This window comes from Thioalkalivibrio halophilus, from assembly GCF_001995255.1.
Taxonomy (GTDB): Bacteria; Pseudomonadota; Gammaproteobacteria; order Ectothiorhodospirales; family Ectothiorhodospiraceae; genus Thioalkalivibrio; species Thioalkalivibrio halophilus.
Window position 1 is genome coordinate 88,976 of the sequence record NZ_MUZR01000008.1, and the last position, 20,402, is coordinate 109,377.

Consider the following 20,402-nt stretch of genomic DNA (forward strand, 5'->3'; position numbering starts at 1 on the left):
AGGGAACGGGTTCCATGCCGGCAAGTTGGTGCCTGTCCGGCGGCATGGATCCGCCCGCGCGGCCTGCTCGGGTAGAATCCCCGCCCATGAACGAATCGACGGAAATCTTCGATGTGGCGGTGATCGGGGCCGGGGCCGCGGGCATGATGTGCGCGGCGGTGGCGGGAGCGCGCGGGCGCCGCGTGGTCCTTCTGGATCACGCGGACCGGGCCGGCAAGAAGATCCTGATGTCCGGGGGCGGCCGCTGCAACTTCACCAACATGGAATGCGGGCCGGACAACTTCCTGTCCGCGAATCCGCATTTCGTGAAATCGGCCCTGGCCCGTTACACGCCCTGGGATTTCGTGGCCCTGGTGGCGGCGCACGGGATCCCGTATCACGAGAAGAAGCTCGGTCAGCTGTTCTGCGACCATTCGTCGAAGGACATCGTGCGCATGCTGCTGGACGAATGCGCCGCGGCCGGGGTGACCCTGCGGACGTCCACGCCCGTGGAGGTTGTATCCGATCAGGCGCCGTGGCGCCTGCGCACGCCGTCCGCGGTCATCGAGGCCGAGTCCCTGGTGATCGCGACCGGCGGCTATCCGATCCCGCGGATGGGCGCCACGGGCTTCGGCCTGGACCTGGCGCAACGTCTGGATATCCCGCTGGAGCCGACGCGGCCCGCGCTGGTTCCGCTGACCCTGGACGGTGACGCACGCGCGGCGGTCGAGGCGCTGTCCGGCATTGCGCTGGACGCGGTGGCCGAGGCGGGCGATGCGGGCTTTCGCGAGAATGTGCTGTTCACCCACCGGGGCGTGAGCGGTCCGGCGATCCTGCAGGTTTCCTCGTACTGGCAGCCGGGGCAATCGGTGACGGTGGATTTCTTCCCCGGCGAGTCCCTGGAACAGGGGCTGCGCGCAGCGCGCGAAGAGACGCCGAAGCGCCAGCTGCGTCGGGTGCTGGGCGAATGGCTCACCCGGCGGGTCGCCCGGCACTGGCTGGATCCGGAGGTGGCGGAGCGGCCGCTGGAGCGTTTCTCCGACGCCGACCTGGCCGCGCTGGCCGGTCGTCTCCAGCCCTGGGTGTTCACGCCGTCGGGGACCGAGGGCTATGCCCGTGCGGAGGTCATGGCCGGGGGCGTGGACACCCGCGCGCTGTCGTCGCGCACCTGCGAGGCAAAGGGATACCCGGGGCTTTATTTCATCGGCGAGGTGGTGGATGTCACCGGGCATCTCGGGGGCCACAATTTCCAGTGGGCCTGGGCCTCCGGTCACGCCGCCGGCGAGGTCGCCTGATCCGGGTCTCAGGAGTCGGCGGGGGTTTCGAGCACGATGGATACGCGGCGGTTCTCCGCACGCCCTTCGGGGGTGTCGTTGTCGGCCACCGGTCGGGTGTCCGCGTGGCCGACCGCCTGCAGGATGCCGGGGTCGATGCCGCGGTCGACGAGATAGCGCACTACACCGCTGGCGCGCGTCGAGGAGAGTTCCCAGTTCGACGGGAAGCGCGGGGTCGCGATGGGCACGTTGTCCGTATGGCCCTCGATGGTCACGCGACCCTCGTGTTCTTCCAGCAGCGGAAGGAGGTCGTCCAGCAACGCCTGCCCGTCGGCGGCCAGATCGGCCTGCGCGGTGGCGAACAGTATGTCGTCCTGGATCCGCAGCTCGATGCTGCCGGGCTGTGCGATGACCTCGACGCCCTCCGGCGCGCGGTCGCGCATGTCGCGGACTGCCTCGGGATCGGCCTCCGGCGGCGGGTCGTCGGCCGGGGTCGCCACGGGCGAGGGCGGATCGGCGGCCAGCGGCGGATCTTCGACCGGCCCGGGGGGCACTTCCGGGGCCTCGGGTGACAGCCGGAACAGCCGCGGATCGACCAGATTGGAGAGGTCGCGATAGACCAGCTCCACCGGGTCGTCATCGGCGGCACGGATGCTTTCGTCCCGCGGTTCGGCGAAGGTCAGCATGATCACGAAGACCACGATCACCAGAGTCAGTACGTCGAGGTAGGTCAGGATCCAGGCGTGTTCGTCCTCGCGCAGGCTGTCGGGGCTGCGCCCGGTTTCCGGCGCCAGCGCATCGCGCGCGAGGACATGATCCCCGTCGCGGGACCGAGCCTGGTCCCGAGCGGATGCGGCCGGTTCCGGTTCGCCGTTCGTGGCCATGGTTCAGCGCCCGCCCGCTCCTGGTTCGTCTTCCTCGGTCGGCGGAACCTGACGGATTTCATCGTGGTGGTTCTCGGCGAACGAACGCAGGGTCTCGCGGATGTAGCCCGGGGTACGCCCCTTGCGCATCAGCATGATGCCTTCCAGCACCATGGTCATCACGACCACGCGTTCCTCGGTACGGCGTTCCAGCTTGATGGCAATGGGGCGGAACACAAGGTTGGCCAGCAGGATGCCGTAGAAGGTGGTGATCAGGGCAATGCCCAGGTTCACGGCGATTACCGCGAAATCGTCCGTCTCGGTGGTCAGCAGCAGGTTGATCAGGCCGAGCAGCGTCCCCAGCATGCCGAAGGCGGGCGCATAGGTGGCCATGGTGCGGTACACCTGGGCCTCGGCGAGTTCGCGGGCCCGCAGACGCGCGAGACGCCAGTGCAGCAGATCCGAAACGTCCTCCATGGGCGTGTCGTCGATGACCAGCTGGACCCCGGTCTTGAGGAACGGGTTGCGCAGGCTCTCCAGGCGCTCCTGGACTCGGGGCAGGTTCTGGGCGAACCACAGCCGCGAGACTTCGACGATCTCCTCCATGTCCTGGGTGACGTCGTAGCGCTCGTCGCGGATGACCGTGGCCGCGAGACGGAACACCCGCACCAGCTCATGCAGGGGGTAGCTGAGCAGGGTGGCAGCGAGGGTCCCGCCCACCACGATGCCCAGACCGGGGAGGTTGAGGAATACCAGCAGGTCCTGGCTGGTGAAGGCGATGATGCTGATGAACAGCGCCAGCCCGCCGATCATGCCCAGCAGGGATGAAACATTCATGGGAGCAGTGGCCGGGATTGGATGGACATATGTCCCAAGGATAAACATCCCGCGCCCGCGCGTCGCGCTCGCGAGCCGCCGGTGGAAGGCGTACACTGCCAAGACCTCGTTGCAAGCATGGGAGAAGAGACATGGAATGGGTCCTGCTCGGGATCGTGATCCTTCTGGTGATCTGGGGGGTCTGGACGTACAACCGCCTGGTGACGTCGCGCAATCGCTATCAGAACGCGTTCGCGCAGATCGATGTTCAGCTCAACCGCCGGTATGACCTGATCCCCAATCTGGTGAAGGTCGCGGATCGCTACATGGCGCACGAGAAAGATACGCTGGAGGCGGTCATCCAGGCCCGGAACCAGGCTCAGAGCAGCTTGCAGAAGGCGGCGGCCGATCCTTCCAACCCCGAGGCCATGCGTGAGCTGTCGCAGTCCGAACAGGGGCTGTCCGGCGCGCTCGGGCGTCTGTTCGCGCTGTCCGAGGCCTATCCTGACCTCAAGGCGAACGAAAACATGATGCAGCTCTCCGAAGAGCTCAGCAGCACCGAGAACCGCATCGCCTACGCGCGGCAGGCATTCAACGACGCGGTGATGAGTTACAACATCCTGCGCGAAATGTTCCCCAACAGCCTGATCGCGAACAATTTCGGTTTCCGTCGCGCCGAGCTGCTGGAAATCGAGGATCCGCAGCGCCGGGAGGCGGTCGAGGTCAACTTCCAGTAAGCGAGCCCGACCATGAACTTTTTCGAACACCAGGACCGGGCGCATCGCCGCACCCGGGTCCTGCTGGTCCTGTTTTCCCTGGCCGTCCTGGCCATCGTGGTGGCGATGAACGCGATCGCCCTGCTGTTTCTGGGCCACGATCCATCGGCACAGCCGGGCGAGCCCCTGCAGCTGGACAAGCTGGTCCGGAACAATCTCGATCTCCTGTTCTGGGTGACCCTGTTCACGATCGTCCTGATCGGTGGCGCGAGCCTTTACCGGGCGTCGTCACTGCGAGGCGGGGGTGGCCAGGTCGCCCGGGAGCTGGGCGGCACGCGGGTCGAGCCGGACACCCGGGACCCGCTGCGCCGACGCCTGGTCAACGTGGTCGAGGAAATTGCGATCGCCTCCGGGGTGCCGGTACCGGAGATCTACGTGCTGGAGGAGGAAAGCGGCATCAATGCCTTTGCTGCGGGGCATGCGCCGGGCGACGCAGCCATCGCGGTGACCCGGGGGACCCTGGAAACCCTCAACCGCAACGAGCTGCAGGGCGTCGTCGCCCACGAATTCGGGCATATCCTCAATGGCGACATGCGCCTGAACATTCGTCTGATCGGAATCCTGTACGGGATCCTGGTGCTTGCCCTGGTGGGGCAGCGGGTGCTGATCGCCATGCGTTTCTCGCGTGACAGCCGCAACGCCGCCGGTCTGATGGCCGCGGGCCTGGCACTGCTGGTGGTGGGCTACATCGGCCTGTTCTTCGGCCGCTGGATCCGGGCTTCGGTTTCGCGCCAGCGCGAGTATCTGGCGGACGCCTCGGCCGTGCAGTTTACCCGTCAGCCCGATGGCATCGCCGGGGCTCTGAAGAAGATCGGCGCACGTCATGCCCGCCTCGATGCGGACTCCGAAGAGGTGGGGCACATGCTGTTCGCCAGTGGAGGCCTCGGGCGCATGTTCGCGACGCACCCCCCACTGGAGGAACGGATTCGGGCGATCGAGCCGGGGTTCGATCCGTCCGAGTTCGAGCAGGTCGCCCGGCGCATGCGTGAAGAAGCCGAGTCGGGGCAGGCCGCGGCCGAGGCGGCCGCCGAGCAGGAGGAAAAGGAAGACCGGCGGGGCCCCGGGGGGCTGCCCCTGGATGCCGACCGGCTGGTGGACGGCATTGCCGATCCGGGACTGGCGCAGATACTCGGTGCCGGGCTCCTGATGGCCTCGATGCCGGGGCCGCTGGAACAGGCCGCCCACAGCGATGGCTGGGCAGCGGAAGTGGTGCTGTATCTCCTGATGAATGCCGACCCCGATGTGCGTGAGCAACAACGCCTGATGGTCGCGGAGAAACGCGGCGGGGACAGCGAGCGCAGGGTCGGACAGCTGCTCGACATGGTGCCGCAACTGCGTGACGACCTGCGGATTCCGCTGCTGGAGATGGCCTTCCCCGTGTTGCGCCGCCACCCGCGCGAGGAACGCGAGCAGTTGCAGGAGCTGGTGGAAAGCCTGATCCATGCGGATGGCCGGGTTTCGGCATTTGAATATGCCCTGGGGCGTCTGCTCAACCGGCATCTGATGGATGCCGGAAAGCCTGGTGACGACGGTGCCGGTGGACATGGGCGACTCGATCGGCACCACGAAGAGGCCCGGTTCCTGCTGGCCGTGCTCGCGCGTCATGGCCACCCCGGGGACCCGGACGCCGGACGCGCCGCACTGACGGCGGGGATCGAGCGCATCGAGGGACAGGCGCCGGCGGCGGTGGATTTCCCCGAAGCCTGGACCGAATCCGAGGGGAGCCGGGCATGGGCGGGAGTCCTCGACCAGGTGCTGGATACCCTCGATGCGCTGCGCATGGCGGACAAGGAACGCCTTGTGCGGGCCATGCTGACGACCGTGACGCACGGGGGGCAGGTACGGACCGCCGAAGTGGAACTGCTGCGGGCCATGGCGGCGTCGATGCACGTCCCGCTGCCGCTGGCGGAATTCGACGCCGGCGAGGAGGGAATGTCCTCCGCCGATTGACGCGGTATCATCCGCCGTGTCTGCGGGGGCGTGGCGAAACAGGTAGACGCAGCAGACTTAAAATCTGCCGGCCACAAGGCCGTGCCGGTTCGAGTCCGGCCGTCCCCACCAGCTTCTCTGCCGGGAATCTGTGCTCTTCCGGCGGAAGGACAACAGGCAATGGTTTTCGTGCCGCTCCCGATGCATTGTGGATTCAAGGGACCCCGTTTGCGGGGACAGGGGAAATGAGGTTTGCGGGGACAGGGGAAATGAGCCAGCCGTCCGAAGAAGATTCTGGTCGAAACCCCGGGGCCCACGACGTTGGCGGGATGGTCCTTCACGGGAGTCCGCGTTCCCTGCCACTGGCCGTCGGCTTCGTGGCAATGCTGCTGTTTGCCGGCATGTTCCTGTTGGCGGATCGCGCCTGGGAGCGGCAGCTCACGGAGCGCCATCACTCCAACCTCGCCAGCGAGGTAGCCAGCAAGCGTACGCGCCTGGAAAGCGTGATCAACAGTCTGGTTCACGCCACCATCGGTCTTTCGGCCTATGCCGAGGCCCGGCCCGGTCTGGATGTCGAGGAATTCGAACGCGTGGCCGAACGGCTCTATCGCCGGGATCCGGAAGTCTTCCGCTCATTGACGCTGCTGGCAGGTTCCCGCATCCATTTCGTGTATCCGCTGGAGGGCAATCGTGAAGCCCTCGGCCTCGACGTTGCGGAGCACCCCGAACAGGGAGACTCGTTCCGTCGGGTCATGGATTCCGGACAGACGGTGGTGGCCGGGCCCTGGGAACTGGAGCAGGGCGGGGTCGGCCTGCTGGTACGCAGCCCGGTTGGAGTACCGGGCTCCGTTGACGGGGTGACGAACGGTTCGCCGTCTGCCCCCTTGTTCACGATGTCCAGCGTTGCCCTCGATTTCGAGGCGATTCTGGAGCGGGCGGGTTTCGGGCAGGGCAGCGGTCTCGTGCAGCTTGCCATAAAGGGCAGGGACGGGACTGGCGCGCGTGGTGAGGTGTTCCATGATCCGCAGGAGATCGCGGCCGGTCCCATTGAATGGCGCCAGACGGTCAGTTTTGCCGGTGGCGAATGGGTGCTGCTGGCGCGCCCGGCGGAGGATGCCATTCCCACCGCCCGGCCACCGGCCTGGTGGGCCTTCGGGATCGTCGGTACGCTGGCCCTGGGCGGTCTCAGCTGGCGCGTGACGGGATACGTCCGCGACCGTCGTCGCCTTCTGGCGCAATATCATGCACTGGTCAGCAACCTGGAAGATGCCACGCTGGTGGTGCGGGGTACACGGTTGCTCTGGACCAATCCGGCGTTTCGCCGCGCTACCGGGCGCACCCCCGGTGTGCTCGGTACGGTTGAAGACCTTGCTCTGTTTCATCCGGACGATATCGAAGGTCTGCCGGCCGATCTCGACTTCTCCGAAGAAGACCCGGAGCCATCCGGCCGTCAGGTCCGTGTCCTCATGGCGGATGGTCACTGGCGCTTCCATCTGCTGCGCTGGGTGCCGATCCCATGGGAGCAGGGGCAGGCCATGCTCCTCATCCTCGTGGACGTGCACGAAAACCGGATGCTGTTCGAGGCCCTTGCCCAGGCGCGCGACCTGCAGGATGCCCTGTTCGAGGCCATGCCCGGGCACGCGCTGGTCATTGGCGAAGAGGGGAGGGTATATCGCTCCTTCGGAGATGCCTGGGCACGGGGGGAAGTCGACGCTGAGGGGCCCGGGGCGATCGTGGGCCATTGCGTGGAGGAGTTGCTGCCCGAGCCCGTGGCCCGGCAGTTTCTCGCGGTTGTAAGGCGTGCGCTCTCCGAGGGAGCCCTGCAGGAAACCGAATATCTTCTGGACCCGGGCGTTCTGCATCCGGCCGGATCGGCGGAGGGATATGCCCCGGGCGAATGCCGCGAGGACGGGCAACGCTGGTTCGAGGCCCGCGTGCGTCCCATTGCCGCGCATTTCGAAGGCCGGGCGGCGGTGGTCTGGCATGCGCTGGATGTCACGGCCCGCCGCCACCTGGAAGAGCGGCTCCAGACGCTCGCGTGGCAGGATCCACTGACCGAGGCGGCCAATCGTGCGGCGCTGGAACGCGCGTTTCCCCGCATGTCTTCCCGTGCCCGACGCCAGGGCGAGCAGCTGGCCATGATTTTCATCGATCTGGACCGTTTCAAGCCGATCAATGACCAGTACGGACATGCGGTGGGTGACCAGCTACTGCGCAGGTTGTCCGCGGCTCTCGCGGACCAGCTGCGGGCCGAAGACCTGCTCGTGCGTCTGGGTGGCGACGAATTCCTGATACTGACGGGATCCCTCGCCTCACGGGATGAAGTGCCCCCCCTCATCGAGAGGCTCCGCGGCGTCTTCGAAACCCGATGGGAGCTGACACTGGATGACGGTGCGCTGGTTTCGGTCGTCGTCACGGCCAGCATTGGCGTTGCGTTTCATCCGGAGCACGGCGAGAGCCTGTCCGAACTGATCGCGTCCGCCGACCGGGCGATGTACCGGGTGAAGGGGCGGGGACGCAATGCGGTGGCGTGGGTGGAGGGGGACGACGTCCGTTAAGGAAACACTGATCGGGGTTGGCACTCCCGGTTCCCCGATCCTGCGTTGCGTCGCTTGCAGGCGGAGTCACTACCCGCTGCGCGACGCGCCTTGTCTCGGAAAACCCGGGGAACCACCGCCAGCGTGCACATGGATCAGCGTTTCCTTAACCCGGACCCTTGTCCAGGCGCCGCGGTGAAAGGCGCCGCGCCACGGCCTTTTCAACGGGTTCCGGCAGGTCCACCAGCCGGTCGGCGGCCAGTTCACCGCTGATCGGGGCATACAGCAGCCCACGGGAGCCGTGCCCGAGCGTCAGCATCACCCGGCCGCGCGCGTCCATGCTGGATGCTCCCACTAGCGGCAGACGGTCCCGGTAGACGGCGCGGATCCCGGTCCAGCGTTCCATGATGCGGGCATCCTCCGGAGACGGCATCCCCGGTACCCATGCCAGGTGCCTCAGGTTGTGATGGTCGTCTTCGATAGTCGGTTCGGGCGGGAGGGACGGATCATCGGGCAGGCCGTCATGGCGATAGGTTGCGCCGATCCAGTGGTCGTCCGTGTCCTGGCGTATCCAGTAGCCCTGGCCGGTGCGCACCCGGAAATCGCGACTTGCCAGCGGGTAACGCAGACGGGTCATCTGTCCGCCAACGGTGTCGAGCCGTGCCTGTTCGGGACAAAGGGGCACGCCAGCCGTGGCGATGACGACGGCGTGGAACGTCGTGCTTGTTGCCGGATCCCCGTCGAACTCCAGCAGCACTTCGTCGGGTCCGGGCCGGATCTCCCTGACCCGGTAGCGTTCCACTGCCGGGAGAGCGCCGGCCAGGCCGCGACAGAGGGCGCTCATGTTGACCGCTCGTCCGCCGGGGTAGTCCAGAACCGGGCCCGGGGCGCCGGCAGGGGTGGTGGCGGCGGGATCGAACAGATACCCGCTCTCGGCCGGATCGCGCGCACGCAGGCGCTGCACGCGCTTGCGCGCATGCCCCGAAATACCATGGAAGGCGACGCTGTCTCCCAGCAGGACCTCGGATTCATCGCCGTTCAGCCCTTCGGCGGCACGCTTGATCAGCGCATGCGTATGCCGCATCCCGGTCAGGGCGAGGGCATTGAGCCCGGCGTCGTCGGGCAGCAGGTGGGGCAGAAGCACCGCCGCGGGGTTACCGGAGGCTCCGCCGCCGGGACCGGCGGGATCGAACAGGTGGACGTTGCAGCCGCGGTCCTGCAGGGCGAGGGCGGCCGAGAGCCCGGCAATACCCGCGCCGATGACCGCCACGCGCTCGGGCCGCGGGCGACCTTCCGGGTCGCTTGCGGGTTTGCTGTCGCCGAAATGACCGCACAGCCGTTCGCGTTTCCGGCCATGGCCGGGTTCCCGCCGCACGGTGAAGCCCGCCGCTTCCAGGTCCCGCCGCACCTGTCCGGCCGCTGCATAGGTTCCAAAGGTGGTGCCGGGCCGGGAGATCCGCGCCATTTGACGGAACACGCCAATATTCCACAGGCCGGGGTTGCGACGCGGTGCAAATCCGTCCAGGTACCAGGCATCCACGCCGGCATTCAGCTGCGGGAGGGTGACGGCCGCATCACCGAACACCAGGGTCAGGACTGCTCGTGCCTGCGGGAAATGGATCCGGTGCAGGCCGGTTACCGGAGGCGGGTAACCGCTGCGCAGACGCTCGGCGTCAGGTCCGTCCAGCCCCAGCATCCGATGTGCGCGGTCGAGGTCGTCGGGGTGCAGGGGGCGTGATTCAAAGCCGATCAGGGACAGGAAGCCGTCGGGCTGCGCCCGCGAGCGCCACTCCCGCAGTGTCAGAAGGGCGTTGAGACCGGTGCCGAAGCCGGTCTCGGCGACCGCAAGTCGGGCGCCGGGCCGGGCAAAACGCCGCGGAAGGTCGTTGGCCTCGAGAAAGACTTCGTGCGCTTCCTCGAGCGGCGCGTCCGAGCCGAAATAGCCGTCGCCGAACTCGGGAGAGACGGGCTGTCCGTCCCTCCATTCGAGACGTGCAAAGGCCAGTGCTTCGGGCAACGGCGGGAGCGGCGGGCTGGTTCTTACTGCCCGGCGAGTTCGCTGAACGGCCGCAGAGCGACCTGTTCGCCGCGCTGCCCGTTCTCCAGCTGCGCGAACAGGACTTCGCCGATCTCGCGAAACTGCTCGAGGTCTTCGCCTTCGAGCGAGTCGCTCTCGGGCAACGCCACTCGCATCGGATCCTTCGGCCGTCCCTTTACGTGCACCTCGTAGTGCAGGTGCGGGCCGGTACTGCGTCCGGTGTTGCCCGACAGGGCGATGCGATCGCCCCGCTCGACATCATCCCCCGGGCTGACCAGGGCACGGTCCAGATGGAGATAGCGCGTGGAGTAGCCCTGCCCGTGCGCGATCACGATGAAGCGACCGGCATACCGGTCGTGCTCGACGCGCGTGACTCGACCATCCGCCGGTGCCTGAATGGAGGTCCCCACCGGCATGGCGAAGTCCGTTCCGTGGTGCGGAGCGACCCGGCCGGTAACCGGGTGCCGTCGCTGCGGATCGAAGCCCGAGCTGATGCGGTAGTTGCCGGAGAAGGGGCGGCGGTCGAACGGCGGCAGCAGGCTTTCGCCGTCCGGGCGATAGAAGCGTCCGTTGACGTTGCGCGCGGCTTCCTCCTGAATCCGCTCGCCGTTGTAGTCGAACGCCAGCAGTCTCAGGTTTTGCGGCGTGTCCTCGCCGACGACGGTCTCCTGTTCCACCAGCAGGGTGAATTCATCGCCGGCGCGTGCGTTCAGGCGCACCGGCAGGTGGCGGTCCATCAGCACGGCGATCGCCGCGGCTGCCCGCGAGGACAGTTCGGTCTGGCGAGAAAGGGCCGCGGAAATCGAGCCGTCGATCTCGGCGCTGATGATCAGGTGCGAGGTCTCGCGGGCATTCTCGACCTCATGGCGGTCAAAGTCCCAGCCGTCCTCCTCGCGGACCCATTCGTAGCCCGAGGCGCTGTCGGTCCACAGCCGCATCCGGGTCAGGTAGCCTTCGTCGTCCACTTGCCACTCGATCTCCTGGCCCGGGCGGACACGGTTCAGGATGTCGGCATTTTCGTCGTCGTCCAGCAGGCGATAAAGCGTGGCCAGCGGCAGATCCCATTCCTGTTCCCACAGCCCGGAGAGGCGCTCGTTGCGATCCAGGGTGTGCGAATTCCAGTCCGAGTGGCCGAGTTCGGCCGTTGCGGAGGGCTCGTCGTCATCCAGGTCAAAGGTTTCGTACGAAGTGGCCCCGGTCGTCGGCTCGCTGGCCGACGGCGGCTCTCCGGCATCCCGCTCCGGTTCGAACGCGAATGCCACCGTGCGGGTGTCCCCCGGCGGAACCGCGCCGCCCACCGCGGGCACCGGTTCGGCCACCGAGGCCTGGCTCCAGTCGGCACGGGTCCCCGTGTCCCGAGACCCGGAACCGTTGTACGGCGACCCGGAGTCCGCGGTCGAGAGTGGCGCGATCTGCAGGGGCTGTTCCGTTTCCTGTGGCTTGGAGGCGAGGACCAGGCCGGAACCCACTGCGAGGGCGAGGCCGGCGGTTCCCACGATGACCGAAGACGTGATCCTGCGCTGACCGTTCATGGACGTGGTTCCGTTGGGCGTTGCCGATTTATACCACGTTTGGCCGCGATGTGAACCACCCTCACGGATACGCCGATTCTCGCGGTGCCGTCGCTTGAATGTCTTCATGAGCGAATGCCCGTTCCCCGATTCAGAAGCCACAGTGCCAGACCATAGAGCACAATGATGAACATCGCGATGATGGCAAAGGATGCGATCACGGGAAAGTCACTGGTTCCCAGACTGCCGTAACGAAAGGCGTCCACCATGTAAAAGATCGGGTTCAGCATGGACGCGCCCTGCCAGAAATCGGGCAGCAGGCTGATTGAATAGAAGACGCCTCCGAGGTAGGTCAGAGGGGTTAGAACGAACGTTGGAATCAGCGCGATATCGTCGAAAGTTCGTGCGAAGACTCCATTGATCAGCCCGGCCAGTGCGAACAGGATGGAAGTCAAAAGGACGACCAGCAGCATCACGATCGGGTTGTGCACGCTCAGGGGCGAAAAGAACAGCGAGACAATCAGAACGGCCACGCCCACGGTGAGCCCGCGTGCTACGCCGCCGAATATGAAGCCCAGGATGATGACGCTGTTGGGGATCGGCGAGACCAACAGCTCCTCGATATGACGCTGAAACTTTGAACCAAAAAATGATGATACGACGTTGGAATAGCTGTTGGTGATCACCGCCAGCATGATCAGCCCGGGAACGATGAAGTCCATGTAGCGAAAGCCTTCCATTTCGCCAATGCGTTCGCCGATCAGGCCGCCGAAGATGATGAAGTACAGCGCGGTGGTGACGACCGGGGGCAGAACGGTCTGCACCCAGATTCTGGCAAAACGCAGTATTTCCTTGATTGCGATGGTGCGCAGGGCGGTGCCCCACAACCGGAGATCCGCGCGGGTCATGCCTGGCCCTCCTGCTGCTCGGTGGCTCCGTCGCCGCCGGGTGTCAGCGGGCTGCGGGTGGCCTCGTTCTGGGTCATGCGGACAAAGAGCTCTTCCAGACGATTCGCCTTGTTCCGCATGCTCTGGACCCGGATCCCCTGGTTATCAAGGAGCTGGAACAGATCGTTCAGGTTCTGGTTGGAGTGGATTTCGGCCTCCAGGGTCAGCTCGTCGATGCGTCGCAGCGGGATCGGGCCGCCCTCCGGTACCGCCAGTGGGGGTTCCACCAGGTCCAGGACCATGGTCTCGGTCTCGAGCTTGGCCAGCAGCTGCTTCATCGTGGTGTTCTCGATGATGCGCCCGTCGTCGATGATCGCGATGTTGCGGCAGAGCGATTCGGCTTCCTCGAGATAGTGGGTGGTCAGGATGATGCTCCGGCCGTCGTCGTTGATCTTCTGCAGGAAGTCCCACATGGAGCGCCGCAATTCGATGTCGACCCCGGCGGTGGGTTCGTCGAGGATCAGCAGCCGCGGTTCGTGCACCAGGGCGCGGGCGATCATCAGGCGGCGTTTCATGCCGCCGGAGAGCGTGCGGGCCATGTTCTCGCGCTTGTCCCACAGGCCCAGTTCGTTGAGATAGTGGCCGGCGCGGTCCCAGGCCTCGCGGCGGGGAATGCCGTAGTAGCCGGCCTGGTTGACGACGATTTCGCCCACCGGTTCGAACTGGTTGAAATTGAACTCCTGCGGGACCAGACCGATCGAGCGCTTTACGCCCTGGGGATCCCGGTCGAGGTCGTGGCCGAACACCCGGACTTCCCCGGCCGTCTTGTTCACGAGCGAGGTGATGATGCCGATGGTGGTGGACTTGCCGGCGCCATTGGGCCCGAGCAGGGCGAAAAAGCTGCCGGGGGAGACCTCGAGATCGATTCCCTTGAGGGCTACGAAGCCGTTGTTGTAGGTCTTGCGCAGCCCGCGGATTTCCAGTGCTGGCGTCATGGCACGTTCCCTGTCGGTCGGTGGGGGCCGGGCGTCCCGGCCGCAGGTGGCGTTATTATGGGGCCTTTGCCGTGCTGATGAGGAAGCCCCCAGTGGAATCCGTTTTTGTTGATGAGTCGCCCGCCGCTGTTGAACTGATCCCGGTGACGCCGGAGTCCCTGCATGCCGCGCTGGAGGGGCGGCCCGCGCGCTATGCGCGCTGGGCGCGGGCGACGGGTTTTACCGGCGAGGCCGGAGGTGTTCTGCAGATCGCCGGGGACCAGGGTGAGCTGGAAGCGGTCCTGGTCGGCTACGACGTCGACCAGCCCCTGTGGATGCTCGCCGCGGCGGCGGGGTCCCTGCCGGGGGGAGATTATCGCCTGCAGGAGGCGGGACTGACAGCGGAGGCAATCGAACGGGCGGCGGTCGGCTGGGGGCTGGGAAGTTATCGCTTTCGCCGATATCGCAGCGAGCCACCGACCGACGACACGCCGGTGCGGCTGATCTGGCCGGACGGGGTGAATCGGGAGCGGGTCACATCCATGGTGGCGGCGATCGGCCACACCCGCGATCTGATCAATACGGCCCCGGCCGATCTGATGCCGGGCGAACTGGCGGCGGAGGCCGAGGATCTGGCCGAACGTCACGGCGGAGCCGCCCGGGTGGTGGCGGATCCCGATGAGGTGGCCCGGGACTGGCCATGCATCCATGCCGTAGGGCGCGCCAGCGAACACCACCCGCGGGTGATCGAGCTGACCTGGGGGCCGGAGGATGCCCCGCCGGTGGTACTGGTGGGCAAGGGGGTCTGTTTCGATTCGGGCGGTCTGAACATCAAGCCCGACAGTGCGATGCGGCAGATGAAGAAGGACATGGGCGGTGCGGCCACGGCGCTGGGGCTGGCCGACCTGATCATGCGGGCCGGACTTGCAGTCCGCCTGACGGTCCTGATCGGGGCGGTGGAGAATGCGGTGGGTTCGCGTTCCTTCCGTCCGGGCGATGTCCTGAGCACGCGCAGCGGGCGTACCGTGGAGATCGACAATACCGATGCCGAGGGCCGCCTGGTGCTGGCCGATCTGCTGGACCGCGCGGGCGAACTGGAGCCGGCCCTGGTGGTGGATTTCGCGACCCTGACCGGTGCGGCGCGGGTGGCCGTGGGGCACGAGATCGCCGCGTTCTTCGCCAGCGACGACGCCTGGGCGGCCGCCCTGGAAGAGCCGGCACGGGCGTGGGACGATCCGGTCTGGCGGCTGCCGCTGCATGCGCCGTACCGGCACATGCTGGAGAGCGACGTGGCCGACGTGGTCAACGCCAGTTCGGGCGGGCAGGCCGGGGCGATCACCGCGGCGCTGTTCCTGCAGGATTTCGTGCCGGCCGAAACGCCCTGGCTGCATTTCGACATCATGGCCTTCAACACCCGCGCACGCCCGGGCCGGCCGAAGGGTGGCGAGGCGATGGGGCTGCGGGCGGTGTTCGCGGCGCTGGAGGCCCGTTTCGGTCGGGTCAGATGACCTTCAGGTCGGGACGGGCGCGGATGATCTTGCGCAGGGCGATCAGGTACGCCGCGGTACGGTAGTCGAGGACCTCACCGTTGCTTTCCACCTCGCGCACTTCCTGCATCTCGCTGAAGGCCTCGCGCATGGTGTCGTCCAGGCCCGAGCGCACCAGATCGATCTCCTCGGCACCTCGCACGATGGAGTCGCGCAGCCACTCGGGCACATCCTGGTTGGTCATCATCTCGATGGCGCTGACGATGTGCTGGCCCTGGGCCTGGTCGTAGCGGCGTTCCATGCGGCCAAAGCGGATGTGCTGGATGTTGCGCACCCATTCGAAATAGGAGACCACCACGCCGCCGGCATTGACGAACACGTCGGGCAGCACCGTGATTCCGCGCTGCTGCAGGATGCGGTCGCCCTCGAAGGTGCAGGGGCCGTTGGCGGCCTCGACCACCAGGCGGGCGCGGATGCGCGGCGCGTTGTCCTCGTGGATCGCGCCTTCCAGCGCGGCCGGGACCAGCACGTCACAGTCTTCTTCCATCAGGCGGTTGCCATCGCGTTCGAAACGCACGCCCGGATAGCCTTCCAGGGTGCCCGTGCGGTTCATGTAGTCATGTACCGCGTTGACATCGAGGCCCTGCTCGGCGTAGATGCCGCCGTCGCTCTTGATGATCCCGACAATGCGGACGTTGTTGTCCTGCTGCAGGAAATGGGCGAGGTGATAGCCCACGTTGCCGAAGCCCTGGACGATGACCCGCTGCTGACTCAGGCCGCCCTCGAGGCCCGCCTCCGCGACGGCCGCCTTCGAACGGAAGAAGGCCTGCAGGGCGTACTGCACGCCGCGGCCGGTGGCTTCCAGCCGGCCACGCATGCCGCCCAGATCCACCGGTTTGCCGGTCACCGCGGCGACGTGGTTGATATCGTCCGGACGGTGCTGGCGATAGGTGTCCGCCATCCAGGCCATTTCCCGCTGGGAGGTGCCGACGTCGGGGGCCGGGACGTTCTGCGCCGGAGAGATGTAGTCGCGCTGGATCAGTTCGTGGGCGAACCGGCGGGTGATGCGTTCCAGTTCCCATTCATTGTACTGGCGCGGGTCGATGCGCAGGCCGCCCTTGGAACCGCCGAACGGGATGTCGATGATTGCGCACTTGTAGGACATCAGTGCCGCGAGGGCCTCGGCGTGGGCCTGGTCCATGTTGGGTGCGAAACGCATGCCGCCCTTGACCGGAAGCCGGTGCGCGGAATGCACGGCTCGCCAGCCATGAAAGACCTCCACGCGGTCCCGGAACTGGATGGGGAAGGACACCTGGATGACCGAATCGCAGGTTTGCAGCGCCTCGCACGCCCCGTCGGGGATCTCGAGGTAGCGCATCGCGCGTTCCACCATGCGCGAAACGTTCTGCTGGAAATCGTTGGTCTGCGGGGTTGCGGGAGACGTCATCCGGCGATTCCGTGACTGAATTCGCATCGGATTGTACATGCGCAGGCCCGCATGCAGGCAAAAAGACGCCGAAGCGTTCGGGCGCGGGCGGTCGAGTCGGTCGGACACAGCGGGTCAGGCTGACCCGTGTCGCATTGGCACAGGCAGAGTCGGGCGTTGCTGGACGTCGGGGGCGCGCCGGGACACCATGGGCGGCCCATTTATGGTTCAGCCCGGAATGTCCGATCCGCCTTCTGCCAACCCCATCGTGTGCGCGCCGCAATCCGGCTCGCCGACGGCCTGCGTGCCATCGCTCGCGGGCCGGCCGGAGCGCTTTTCCGTCGCGCCGATGATGGACTGGACGGACCGCTGGTGCCGACGCTTCCACCGGCTTCTGACGCGGCATGCGCTGCTGTACACCGAAATGCTGCATGCCAACGCGGTGGTGCGGGGCGATCGCGCGCATCTCCTCGGCTACGCGGAGGTCGAGCATCCGCTGGCGCTGCAGCTGGGGGGATCCGAGCCCGACACGCTGGCGGAGGCCGCGCGCATTGGCGAGGACTTCGGCTACGACGAGATCAATCTCAACGTGGGCTGTCCGTCGGACCGGGTACAGTCGGGTGATTTCGGAGCCAGCCTGATGGCGACACCCGACCGGGTCGCGCGCGCGGTGGAGGCCATGCAGGCGGCGGTCGACATCCCGGTGACGGTCAAGCATCGCATCGGTATCGACGAGCAGGATTCGGATGCGGATTTGCATGCCTTCGTGCGTACCGTGTCGGATGCCGGTTGCCGGCATTTCATCGTGCATGCGCGCAAGGCGTGGCTGCAGGGACTGAGCCCGAAGGACAACCGCGACGTCCCGCCGCTGGACTACGCGCGGGTACACCGGCTGAAGGCCGAATTCCCGGGGTGCGTGATCGTGCTGAACGGAGGGCTGGATGACGTGGAGGCCGCGCGCGAACATCTGACCACCCTGGACGGGGTCATGTTCGGCCGTCATGCCTATCATCACCCCTGGAGTCTGGCGGAGGTCGACCGGCTGTATTTCGGCGAGGCCCGGCGGCCCGAGCGTGCCGAGGTGGTCCGCAAGCTGCAGGACATGGCCGAAGGGATGCGGCGCGAGGGCGTGCCGCTGGCGCGGCTGACCCGCCACATACTGGGGCTTTTCCACGGCGAACCCGGGGCCCGGCAGTGGCGGCGGATCCTGACCGAAGGGGCCCATCGTCCCGATGCCGGCCCCGAACTGATCGAACGGGCGGCGGCCGCCTGTCCGGCGGCGCAGGTCGACGCGGTGGCCCCGGCCGGCTGAAATCCGCTGCAGGGCTGGCCCCGGGCGGTACCGCCGCTCAGTGTTTCCCTCAGTCGTCGGGCTCCAGCCACCCCTCGCGCAGGCCATCTTCCAGCACCTGATGGATCGACGGAAAGCCGGCTTCCCAGTCTGCCGCGGCGAGGCTCTCCACGGTACAAAAGATCTCCAGCTGTTCCGGTTCCAGCGCCGGCGTGGGGTGATCATGCCCGGCGATGCACAGCACCGGGCCGTCCGGACCGTGGAACCAGGCCCGACGGATGCCCGGATGGATGCGGTAACGCACACCCGGCTGCGGGGCCGGGGGCGGGGCGTCCTCGTCCGGGGCAGCGAGCCCGGTGCCTGCCGTGGGACGGGTCAGGAAGCGGCCGAGGTAGGCGTCCAGATCGGCGTCGTCCGCGGCCAGCAGGGCCCGCAGGGCATCGCGCAGTTCGCGCCGGTCGCCGGCCGGAAGCTCCCCCGGCCACTGGTCGGCGGGGCGCCCCGGGTCCTCGAAGCGGGCCTGATCCCCGATCACGTTCGCGCGTTCTTCCAGGAACCCGGTGAGCACGTCGAGGATGGCCGGGGCGCGGAAGCCGACGGACCAGGTCATGCATTCGCGATCCAGGGATTCACCGTAATGCGGGACGCCCGGCGGCAGGTACAGCATGTCGCCCGGTTCCAGATCCCAGGAGTCGGTGGGCCGGAAGTCCCGCAGGATCGCCAGCGGCAAATCCTCGAAGCATTCCGGGTTCCCGGGCGGATCCTGGATCTGCCAGCGGCGGCGGCCCGCCGCCTGAAACAGGAAGACGTCGTACTGATCCACGTGCGGGCCCACCGAGCCGCCGGGCGGGGCGTACGAGATCATCAGGTCGTCGCGCCGCCAGCGCGGGATGAAATCGAACTGTGCGAGGAATCCGGGGCCATCGGGCCAGAACCGTTCGATATCACTGACCAGCAGGGTCCAGTCGCGTTCCGGCAGCCGGGCCAGGCGGTCCGGCTCGAACGGGCCGTATTCCACGTCCCAGTCGTTGCGCTCGCGATGGCCGAGGACCAGCCGGCTGCCGGCCTCGGGATCGGTCGCCAGACCGGCGAGATCGTCGGCTTCGATGGGGTTCTGGAACCCGGGGATCGCGCCGCGGATCAGCAGGGGTTTCTGCTGCCAGTAATCCCGCAGGAACGCGGCCGGCGTGAGTCCGCCCAGCAGGGTCAGCGGGGTATCCGGATCGGGCGCTGCCATGGTCGACTCAGACGTCGCGGGCCAGGCGGTCCGCCAGACCGGTGTAACGCCCGGGGGTCAGCTCGCGCAGGCGCGCGCGGGCCTCCTCGGGGATGTCCTGCGCGTCGATGAACTCGTGCAGGGCCTCGGGGGTGATCCGACGGCCGCGGGTGAAGTCCTTGAGTTTCTCGTAGGGCGAATCGATGCCGTAGCGGCGCATCACCGTCTGCACCGCTTCGCCGAGGACCTCCCAGTTGGCATCCAGATCTTCGTCCATGCGAGTGGATTCGATCTCCAGCTTGCCCAGTCCGCGGGCGAAGGCCTTCCAGGCGATCAGCGACCACGCGAAGCCCATGCCGATGTTGCGCAGCACGGTGGAGTCGGTGAGGTCGCGCTGGAAGCGCGAGACCGGCAGCTTGCCGGCGAGGTGATCGAACACCGCGTTGGCCAGGCCGAGGTTGCCTTCGGCGTTCTCGAAGTCGATCGGGTTGACCTTGTGCGGCATGGTCGAGGAGCCGACTTCGCCGGCCACGACCTTCTGCTTGAAATAGCCCAGCGAGATGTAGCCCCAGATGTCGCGCGAGGCATCCAGCAGGATGGTGTTGGCGCGCATGAAGGCATGGAACATCTCGGCGAGGTAGTCGTGCGGCTCGATCTGGGTGGTGTGCGAACTGGGCTCGAGGCCCAGGTCACTGACCACGCGCCGCGCCAGTGCCGGCCAGTCGACCTCGGGGTAGGCCACCACGTGGGCATTAAAGTTGCCCACCGCGCCGTTGATCTTGCCGCGGCAGACCACGCCGGCCAGCTGCTCGCGCTGGGCCTGCAGGCGATGCACCACATTGGCGAATTCCTTGCCCATGGTGCTGGGCGAGGCGGGCTGACCGTGGGTGCGCGAGAGCATCGGCTGGTCGGCGAACTCCCCGCTCAACTGGCGCAGGGTATCCACGATGCCGTCCAGCGCCGGCAGCATCACCTCGTTGCGCGCCTCGCCCACCATCACGCCGTAGGCGAGGTTGTTGATGTCCTCGGAGGTGCAGGCGAAATGCACGAACTCCATGCGTGCGGCGAGTTCGGGATGGTCCTGCATCTGTTCCTTGATGTAGTACTCGATCGCCTTGACGTCATGATTGGTGGTCGCCTCGATGGCCTTCACGCGTTCGCCGGCGGCGTTGTCGAACTCGGCCGCGATGCGCTCCAGCGCGGCGGTGCCTTCGGCGGAGAGCGCCGGGACCTCGGTGATCGCGGGCTCGGCGGCCAGCGCCTTGAGCCAGGCGATCTCGACGCGCACGCGGGCCTGCATCAGGCCCTGCTCGCTGAACCAGGGAGCAAGGTCGCGGGTGTGACGGGCATAACGGCCATCGACCGGGGCGATGGCGGTGAGGGCGTTCAGGGACATGG

The 20,402-nt window shown here is 67.0% G+C and carries 15 protein-coding genes and 1 tRNA gene; 7 read left to right on the top strand and 9 right to left on the bottom strand.

The window, feature by feature from the left end; all coding sequences use genetic code 11:
- The first annotated feature begins 86 nt into the window (after positions 1-86).
- The gene (locus B1A74_RS03515; RefSeq protein ID WP_077243776.1) at positions 87-1,274 is read left to right on the top strand and encodes a BaiN/RdsA family NAD(P)/FAD-dependent oxidoreductase; all 1,188 of its coding nucleotides are present in this window, start codon (positions 87-89) and stop codon (positions 1,272-1,274) included.
- An 8-nt stretch (positions 1,275-1,282) separates the two neighbouring features.
- Here B1A74_RS03515 and B1A74_RS03520 read toward each other — a convergent pair whose 3' ends face one another.
- Both B1A74_RS03520 and B1A74_RS03525 read right to left on the bottom strand, forming a co-directional pair.
- Positions 1,283-2,137, bottom strand: coding sequence for an OmpA/MotB family protein (locus B1A74_RS03520; protein WP_244269159.1), 855 nt, complete (start codon positions 2,135-2,137; stop codon positions 1,283-1,285).
- Positions 2,138-2,140: 3 nt separating this feature from the next.
- Entirely contained in the window at positions 2,141-2,953 is an 813-nt protein-coding gene (locus B1A74_RS03525) for a motility protein A (RefSeq protein ID WP_024328824.1), read from the bottom strand.
- A 131-nt stretch (positions 2,954-3,084) separates the two neighbouring features.
- Here B1A74_RS03525 and B1A74_RS03530 point away from each other — a divergent pair, with 131 nt between their 5' ends.
- From B1A74_RS03530 to B1A74_RS03545, 4 genes are all read left to right on the top strand, one after another.
- Positions 3,085-3,669, top strand: coding sequence for a LemA family protein (locus tag B1A74_RS03530; protein WP_018946043.1), 585 nt, complete (start codon positions 3,085-3,087; stop codon positions 3,667-3,669).
- A 12-nt stretch (positions 3,670-3,681) separates the two neighbouring features.
- Positions 3,682-5,658 carry a M48 family metallopeptidase gene (locus tag B1A74_RS03535; protein ID WP_018946042.1) on the top strand — a complete coding sequence of 659 codons (1,977 nt, stop codon included), beginning with the start codon at positions 3,682-3,684 and terminating at the stop codon, positions 5,656-5,658.
- Positions 5,659-5,682: 24 nt separating this feature from the next.
- A tRNA-Leu gene (locus B1A74_RS03540) sits at positions 5,683-5,769 on the top strand.
- 251 nt (positions 5,770-6,020) lie between these two features.
- A complete protein-coding gene (locus tag B1A74_RS03545; protein ID WP_077243804.1) occupies positions 6,021-8,195 on the top strand; it encodes a sensor domain-containing diguanylate cyclase in 2,175 nt (724 codons plus the stop codon).
- 145 nt (positions 8,196-8,340) lie between these two features.
- Here B1A74_RS03545 and mnmC2 read toward each other — a convergent pair whose 3' ends face one another.
- The 4 genes from mnmC2 to B1A74_RS03565 all read right to left on the bottom strand — a co-directional run bounded on the left by mnmC2 (position 8,341) and on the right by B1A74_RS03565 (position 13,605).
- Positions 8,341-10,191: a tRNA (5-methylaminomethyl-2-thiouridine)(34)-methyltransferase MnmC2 gene (gene mnmC2, locus B1A74_RS03550; RefSeq protein WP_077243777.1), complete on the bottom strand. Its 1,851-nt coding sequence runs from the start codon at positions 10,189-10,191 to the stop codon at positions 8,341-8,343.
- 23 nt (positions 10,192-10,214) lie between these two features.
- Positions 10,215-11,744 carry a peptidoglycan DD-metalloendopeptidase family protein gene (locus B1A74_RS03555; protein ID WP_077243778.1) on the bottom strand — a complete coding sequence of 510 codons (1,530 nt, stop codon included), beginning with the start codon at positions 11,742-11,744 and terminating at the stop codon, positions 10,215-10,217.
- Between the two features lie 104 nt (positions 11,745-11,848).
- Positions 11,849-12,631, bottom strand: coding sequence for an ABC transporter permease (locus tag B1A74_RS03560; protein WP_018946038.1), 783 nt, complete (start codon positions 12,629-12,631; stop codon positions 11,849-11,851).
- Entirely contained in the window at positions 12,628-13,605 is a 978-nt protein-coding gene (locus tag B1A74_RS03565) for an ABC transporter ATP-binding protein (protein WP_077243779.1), read from the bottom strand. The genes B1A74_RS03560 and B1A74_RS03565 overlap by 4 nt, the downstream gene beginning before the upstream one ends.
- Positions 13,606-13,697: 92 nt before the next feature.
- Between B1A74_RS03565 and B1A74_RS03570 the strand changes: the two genes are divergently transcribed.
- Positions 13,698-15,092 (top strand): leucyl aminopeptidase family protein, encoded by a 1,395-nt coding sequence (locus B1A74_RS03570; protein WP_077243780.1) that lies wholly within the window; start codon positions 13,698-13,700, stop codon positions 15,090-15,092.
- On the opposite strand, the gene B1A74_RS03575 is transcribed toward B1A74_RS03570, so the two are convergent.
- Complete coding sequence (locus B1A74_RS03575; protein WP_018946035.1) at positions 15,085-16,518, bottom strand: Glu/Leu/Phe/Val family dehydrogenase; 1,434 nt, start codon at positions 16,516-16,518, stop codon at positions 15,085-15,087. The genes B1A74_RS03570 and B1A74_RS03575 overlap by 8 nt on opposite strands.
- A gap of 217 nt (positions 16,519-16,735) precedes the next feature.
- On the opposite strand from B1A74_RS03575, the gene dusA reads away from it, so the two are divergent.
- Entirely contained in the window at positions 16,736-17,809 is a 1,074-nt protein-coding gene (gene dusA, locus B1A74_RS03580; protein WP_167539478.1) for a tRNA dihydrouridine(20/20a) synthase DusA, read from the top strand.
- A gap of 49 nt (positions 17,810-17,858) precedes the next feature.
- Here dusA and B1A74_RS03585 read toward each other — a convergent pair whose 3' ends face one another.
- Both B1A74_RS03585 and purB read right to left on the bottom strand, forming a co-directional pair.
- On the bottom strand, positions 17,859-19,025 hold the full coding sequence (locus B1A74_RS03585; RefSeq protein ID WP_077243781.1) for a cupin domain-containing protein: 1,167 nt from the start codon (positions 19,023-19,025) through the stop codon (positions 17,859-17,861).
- A gap of 7 nt (positions 19,026-19,032) precedes the next feature.
- A complete protein-coding gene (gene purB / locus B1A74_RS03590) occupies positions 19,033-20,400 on the bottom strand; it encodes an adenylosuccinate lyase (protein WP_077243782.1) in 1,368 nt (455 codons plus the stop codon).
- Positions 20,401-20,402 lie beyond the last annotated feature (2 nt).